The organism is Vreelandella lionensis (genome assembly GCF_002087295.1).
In the GTDB taxonomy this organism is placed as follows: Bacteria; Pseudomonadota; Gammaproteobacteria; order Pseudomonadales; family Halomonadaceae; genus Vreelandella; species Vreelandella lionensis.
In genome coordinates this window covers 1-6,707 of record NZ_MWVI01000073.1, presented here as the reverse complement: position 1 = coordinate 6,707, position 6,707 = coordinate 1, and the positions used below count along the sequence as shown (strand labels likewise).

Sequence of the window (6,707 nt, the reverse complement as noted above, 5' to 3'; positions counted from 1 at the left end):
TGGTGTCCGGTTTTATTGAACCACTACAACCGCTATGCCGGCTTCATTCGAGCCTGCTTCTACCTCTCTGCCCGAGCGCGTTCGCCAGGCCATCGATCTCCTGCAAACTATTATTACCGAGCAACCTACCTCGCTTGTGCTCGCCTATGAATCGCCCCGGGTTCCGTAGACACCTCCAGGCCTTATACTGAAGGCAGTTAGGAGGACTCATGAGCCGTCAACGCTATACCGAAGAATTCAAGATCGAAGCCGTCAAGCAAGTCACAGAACGGGGCCATCCCGTCGCCGAGGTCGCAGCTCGGTTGGGCGTGTCCGGCCATAGTTTGTACCAGTGGCTCAAGCGCTATACCAAGCCTGCAGAACAACGCCAGCAGGACGATGACCTTCAAGCTGAGAATCGGCGATTAAAGGCGGAGCTGAAACGTGTATCAGAAGAGCGAGATATACTAAAAAAGGCCACCGCGTACTTCGCCAGGGAGTCCGACTGAGGTACGCGTTCATTCAGGACCATGCGAATCAGTATCCGGTGCGCCGGTTGTGTAGCATGATGGACGTGCACCCCAGCGGTTATTATGCCGGGTGCCGTAACGCCATGTCTGACCGGGCACGAGACGACCGGCGCCTACTGGGGCTGATAAAGCACGCCTGGCTTGAGAGTGGCGGTGTATACGGTTATCGCAAGATTCCCCAGGACCTGCGAGAGCTCGGTGAAGTCTGTGGCAAGCATCGAGTGGCCCGTCTGATGCGTGAGGAAGGACTACGTTCACAAACCGGTTATCGGCGACGGCCGGGCCGCTATGGCGGCAAGCCAGCGGTAGTATCACCTAACCACCTGAATCGTCAGTTTGAGCAACGGCACCCAACGTTGCATGGGTCACCGACATCACTTACATCCGCACTTACGAGGGCTGGCTCTACTTGTCGGTGGTGATCGACCTGTTCTCTCGGCAGGTGGTGGGATGGTCAATGAAGCCTCGCATGACGACAGAGCTGGCACTGGATGCCTTGCTGTCCGCCGTCTGGCGGAGGAAGCCCCAAAAGCCCGTCATGATTCATTCGGATAGGGTAGTCAGTTCAGCAGCTCGGATTGGCAAAGTTTTTTGAAGGCCAATCATCTGGAGGGCAGCATGAGCCGCCGGGGCAACTGTCAGGACAATGCTGTTGCTGAAAGCTTCTTCCAGCTCCTCAAGCGAGAGCGAATCAAGCAGCGTATCTATCCAACCCGAGAGGCTGCTAAAAGCGATGTGTTCGATTACATTGAAATGTTCTACAACCCAAGACGCCGCCACGGCACGAGTGATGACGTGTCACCCGTTGAGTACGAACGGCGGTAGTTCCAGAGCCTGACGGGTGTCTAGAAGACCCGGGGCGATTCAGATTTATCTTCGAGTAGATATTGTTACTTAATAGCAATCATCCTAAGTCGTAAAGCATTGCCAATCACGCTCACTGAAGAGAGTGACCTCGCCCCCGCCGCGACAATCGGTGATAACAGCATGCCGGTGAAGGGGTACAAAATCCCTGCGGCAATGGGGATGCCTGCCGCGTTGTAAGCAAAGGCAAAAAAGAGATTTTGGCGAATATTACGCATGGTGGCTTTTGAGAGCTTATGCGCCGTGGCAATACCGGTAAGATCTCCTCGCAGTAGAGTAACCCCAGCGCTTTCTATCGCCACATCGGTGCCGGTTCCCATGGCAATGCCGACATCCGCTGTAGCCAGCGCAGGTGCATCGTTCACGCCGTCGCCGGCCATGACAACAATGCGCCCTTCATCACGGAGACGCTGAATCACTCGGCCTTTATCCTCTGGAAGCACTTCAGCTTCGACCTCATCAATGCCTAGCCGACGTGCCACAGCGTTGGCGGAGGTGCGATTATCGCCTGTCAGCATCACCACTCGAATGCCGTCAGCCTGGAGTGAACGAATGGCTTCTTCGGTGGTTTCCTTGACCGGATCGGCAATGGCGAGCAGCCCAGCTAAATTCCCGTCGATGCTCGCAAAGATGACAGTAGCACCGTCTCTGCGCAATTGATCGGCATGTGTGTCTTGAGACTGGGTGTTAACGCCCTCGCTTTCCATCAATAGCCGGTTGCCCAGGGCAATACGCTTGCCATCTATCTGGCCTATAACGCCCATGCCATTGGGAGCCTCGAAGTCCAACGCTTCTGTTAATTTTACCTCTGCCTCTTTAGCCTTTTCGACTATTGCATGGGCCAAGGGGTGCTCGCTGCCTCGCTCAAGACTAGCTGCCAAGCGCAAAAGCTCCGATTCAGCAATGCCTTCAGTGAGAATCAACTCGGTCACTCGTGGTTTGCCTTCGGTAAGCGTGCCGGTTTTGTCGACGACGACGGTGTCGACCTTCTCTAGACGTTCAAGAGCTTCGGCATCGCGAATCAACACGCCTAACTGGGCACCGCGCCCTACACCGACCATAATTGACATGGGGGTAGCAAGCCCTGGCGCGCAGGGGCAGGCAATGATAAGAACACTAACCGCCGCAATAAGGCCAAACGCCATCGGCGGGGTAGGGCCCCACAATGACCAGGCGATGAAAGCCACAACAGCAATGAGAATAACGACGGGTACAAAGATGCTGGCGACTTTGTCGGCAAGCCCTTGAATGGGTGCGCGGCTGCGCTGGGCGCTGGCGACCATTTGCACAATCTGCGACAGCATCGTGTCCTGGCCCACCTTGTCAGCGCGCATGACAAAGGATCCTTGACCATTGATGCTGCCGCCAATGACGCCATCGCCGACTTCCTTTTTCACCGCTAGTGGTTCACCGGTAACCATGGATTCGTCAACGTTCGAGCGACCTTCCATCACTTCGCCATCTAATGGCACCTTATCGCCGGGGCGCACCCGGAGACGATCCCCTACCTGAACCTGGTCAAGAGAGATATCTTCCTCATTGCCCTGATCATCAAGGCGTCGAGCGGTAGCAGGCGCCAAGTCGAGCAGAGCACGAATAGCGCCAGAGGTTTTTTCACGAGCGCGTAGCTCTAATACTTGTCCCAGTAAAACTAAAACGACAATCACTGCCGCGGCTTCGAAAGAAACGGCCACCGAACCATCGGCTTGACGGAAGGCGTCGGGAAAGATGCCCGGTGTGAGGGTGGCCAGCAAACTGTAGAGCAACGCGGTGCCGGTACCGATCGCGATTAGCGTGAACATATTAAGGCTGCGATGCACTAGCGAACGCCATCCGCGTACAAAGAATGGCCAACCTGCCCAGACGACTACCGGCGTTGCCAGCAGCAGTTGAATCCAGTTAGAGGTTTGCTGGGAAATAAAATGCATAAGGCCAAACACGTGGCCACCCATTTCTAGGGCAAACACGGGGAGGGTCAGTACTAGGCCGATCCAGAAACGCCTGGTCATGTCCTTGAGATCGTCCGAAGGGCCGGTGTCAGCAGAGACGGTCTCAGGTTCCAGCGCCATGCCACAGATTGGACAGTCGCCTGGGCCTTCTCGTCGAACTTCTGGGTGCATCGGGCAAGTATAAATAGACCCCGAGGGTACTGACGCTTGTGACTGTTTGCTTGGCTCAAGATACGCATCAGGCTTGGCAATAAACTTTTCCTGACACTTTTCTGAGCAGAAGTACCAAGTCTTACCCGCGTGATCGGCACGGTGGCGGGAGGTATGGGGATCAACGTCCATGCCACAAACAGGGTCTTTCACCTTTGTCTCGTTATGGTCTTCAGACATCGTTCATTCTCCCTGTTTGGCGAACAAGGCGCATGGCTTCGTGCTCTTCAAGTGCTAAAAGGGAATCTAAGAGCTCTTTAGCCTCAGGAATTTCCGCTTTGCCAACGAGGGTTCGATAAAGGTTTATCGTTTGTTCATGGAAATCAAAAACCTCTCGGCAAATGTCGTCAACACTTAGCGTGGAATAGGGCGCATCGCAGGTACGATGCGTACGGATAGGTTTATGCTCCAAATAGTCATAAACGTAGGTTTTTAATGCTTTCGCGTCAGCAGTCTGTTCAAAGCGCGCCACAACGCGCTGCATTTCCGCTTCCTGTGCAGCTAAGTAATTGAGCAACATGCGAGCGCGCTCTTCTTCGTGTATATCGGCGCAATGAGCAAGGCAAGCTGCAAGATGCTCGTGTAACTGACGGGTCCAATCGATCAATTCACCAAAGGTTCTAACGTCCATTTGGTACCTCCTATAACGCTATTAACGGTAAATGAGTGTGAGAGTGCTCGCTATCGTTTGAAGCGTCGCGTTTGGATAGGAAAATCCATTCGCCGAGTAAAAGAGTAGCCATTACTACGCCAGCAACGATGAGCACCATGGGGTCCGAGATGGCTTTTACCCATAAAAAGCCGATTAACACGACAGCATCTAGTAGTATGGCAATGCTAGGAATAACAGGATTAGCCCCCACTCTGTCCTTGAGATGACGAAGCACACCCCAGTGGATGGCCATATCCATGATCAGGTAGAAAATGATGCCTAATGCTGCGATGCGGCTCAGGTCAAAAAAAGCGGTGAGCACTAAGCCAAATACTATGGTGTACACCAGTGTATGCATTTGTACACTGCCGGGCATGTGGAAATGGCGGTGAGGAACCAGCTTCATTTCTGTCAGCATGGCAAGCATGCGCGAAACGGCAAAGACGCTGGCGATGATACCGCCCGCCGTTGCCAACATGGCGAGAATGACGGTAAACGCAACTGCCGCTTCACCCAGTGCGGGACGGGCAGCGGCGGCCAGGGAGTAGTCTTGGGTTTCGATAATTTCAGGCAAAGATAGGTTGCTGGCAACGGCAAAACCGACAAGGGCATAGATCACCACGCATAGCGCAATCGAGATCGTGATAGCTTTGCCAAGATTCCGCTTAGGATCTTTAAGCTCCGAACCACTATTGGTAATCGTCGTGAAGCCTTTAAATGCCAGTATGCCGAGCGCCGTAGCGCCTAAAAAGCCCGTTATCGTAGGCGTAGGTGCATCGTTGCCAGCACCCATTTCGATGGAGTCGGCAATAAACACGCCGACAATACCAAACACTATAATGCCACCTATTTTGATAAATCCGAGCACCGAGGCGACGGTCTCGATCAAGCGGTTGGCGGATAAATTGATCAAAAAGGCTCTTAGCAGTAAACCAACCCCGAGTAGGGGCACAAATAGTTAACGATCCCCCAGGTCAAACAACTCAAGCGTGTAGGAACCAAACGTTCTCGCCAAAAAACTCTGTGCGATCACCATGGAAAAATACATCAGGAGGGCATGAAAGGCGGTGGGAAGCGTCGGGCCATACGCTTTCTGTAAATACATGCCAATCCCACCTGCTGATGGGAAGGTATTGGACATTTTAACGTAAGAATAAGCGCTGAAAGAGACAATGACGGCAGCGGCCAGAAAGGCTAGAGGAAATAGCCGACCAGTCATTTCGGCCATTTGGCCGGTTAGCGCAAAAATACCAGCCCCAATCATCACGCCTGTGCCTAATGCAACGGCACCGACCAACGAAAGACTGTTTTCTTTATATTGTGGCGTTCTATCCTGCCCAACCATGAAAGCGACGCCTTGTATTAACGGCAACCACAGCAGCAATAACTGCCGAGGACTCCTGTGCGGTGTTTTTTGATGCTATATAAATTAAATATAGAACCTATGTGCAGCCACATGGCAAATGACTAACGGAAGGTCTGATTTTGCGAGGCCACAGGCAAGCAGCTCTTACCCTAAACTAGCTAGTCTTGCTCCTGGTTGTGTCATGTAGCCGTTATGACTATTAATGACAGCTCCAAGGTTCCTGTTTAGCGTTGTCTTTAACGTTCTGATCGACGAAACGGTAATACTCCTTCTTAAAGCGGTTCCACCGATCAGCGCTGACCTGTATGTCATGGAGCTTGAGAATTTTTTCAACGTCATCGATGCAGAGCCTCAGCGCATCGTAAGCAAGGCTGATATTTCGGTTTTTCTCGTTGTAGACCACCTTAGCCATTCCATAGAGTCGGTCGATATCTGACATCGCTTCTTCAATGCGTTTGGATTTACTAGGCTTGATTTTTAAATTCCGAGTCACCAGTGTGTTTTTGGAAACACCCAAGCGGTGCTCTTGTTGTGTCGTTTTCATGGTCTTTCTCCCAGGCGCGTACATGTATATATAGAGTGGTTCAGTCCTTGTCTATTTTGTCCTTATGACCGCCGTGGTGTTTATGCATGAAAATATGCATCAGTGGGCATGCTGCCAAAAAGAGGAAAGGTAAGAACTGAAATAGGTGGAGACGGTGCTCGGTTCCAATCAGGTATCCCGCCCAAATGACAAACCCAGCAAGTGGCACCCACAACATCAGCAAACGACTACTTGTACTGTTACTCATAATCACCTCAGTAACTCGCCCAAAGAGCCAACAGCAGTTAAGGCCGTTGGTTTGGGAAAAATCAAATAAATAACCCCAATAACAGCATGGATGATTTGTCTGAACGCAACCTGAACAGCATCGGAGGGAAATATGATCCTGATCAAGCGCGTCGAAACAAGTAGGCGATAATTCCCCAATCGGTATCCATAGCCTCATTCCCATCATCATTAGGTTTTCGGTGAGCGATACAAAGCTTAATGGGTATTACTGTTGCCGACACAGGCGCACTTGAGCTCACGTTTATCGAGGTATATCGCTTTAAAGACAGAACCTGTCACACGGTGCCAACGAATAGTGTAGTGGTCAACTAATCCCGGACAGTAA

The 6,707-nt window shown here is 52.1% G+C and carries 4 protein-coding genes and 2 pseudogenes; 1 reads left to right on the top strand and 5 read right to left on the bottom strand.

Annotated features, from left to right (window positions below):
• Positions 1 to 209 precede the first annotated feature (209 nt).
• Positions 210 to 1,334: pseudogene (locus B4967_RS10165) on the top strand (IS3 family transposase).
• A gap of 65 nt (positions 1,335 to 1,399) precedes the next feature.
• Here B4967_RS10165 and B4967_RS10160 read toward each other — a convergent pair.
• From B4967_RS10160 to B4967_RS10140, 5 genes and pseudogenes are all read right to left on the bottom strand, one after another.
• On the bottom strand, positions 1,400 to 3,712 hold the full coding sequence (locus tag B4967_RS10160; RefSeq protein WP_083025042.1) for a heavy metal translocating P-type ATPase: 2,313 nt from the start codon (positions 3,710 to 3,712) through the stop codon (positions 1,400 to 1,402).
• A complete protein-coding gene (locus B4967_RS10155) occupies positions 3,705 to 4,163 on the bottom strand; it encodes a hypothetical protein (RefSeq protein ID WP_008958467.1) in 459 nt (152 codons plus the stop codon). The genes B4967_RS10160 and B4967_RS10155 overlap by 8 nt, the downstream gene beginning before the upstream one ends.
• A 10-nt stretch (positions 4,164 to 4,173) precedes the next feature.
• Positions 4,174 to 5,529 (bottom strand): annotated as a pseudogene (locus tag B4967_RS10150) (APC family permease).
• Between the two features lie 220 nt (positions 5,530 to 5,749).
• On the bottom strand, positions 5,750 to 6,094 hold the full coding sequence (locus B4967_RS10145) for a hypothetical protein (protein ID WP_083025040.1): 345 nt from the start codon (positions 6,092 to 6,094) through the stop codon (positions 5,750 to 5,752).
• 40 nt (positions 6,095 to 6,134) lie between these two features.
• Positions 6,135 to 6,311, bottom strand: a complete 177-nt coding sequence (locus B4967_RS10140) for a DUF2933 domain-containing protein (protein ID WP_008958470.1) — start codon at positions 6,309 to 6,311, stop codon at positions 6,135 to 6,137.
• Between the last annotated feature and the right edge of the window lie 396 nt (positions 6,312 to 6,707).

Bases quoted from the DNA above. Each gene is read 5' to 3' on its own strand.
- B4967_RS10145 (WP_083025040.1), bottom strand. From the start codon at position 6,094: ATGAAAACGACACAACAAGAGCACCGCTTGGGTGTTTCCAAAAACACA.
- B4967_RS10155 (WP_008958467.1), bottom strand. From the start codon at position 4,163: ATGGACGTTAGAACCTTTGGTGAATTGATCGATTGGACCCGTCAGTTA.
- B4967_RS10140 (WP_008958470.1), bottom strand. From the start codon at position 6,311: ATGTTGTGGGTGCCACTTGCTGGGTTTGTCATTTGGGCGGGATACCTG.
- B4967_RS10160 (WP_083025042.1), bottom strand. From the start codon at position 3,712: ATGTCTGAAGACCATAACGAGACAAAGGTGAAAGACCCTGTTTGTGGC.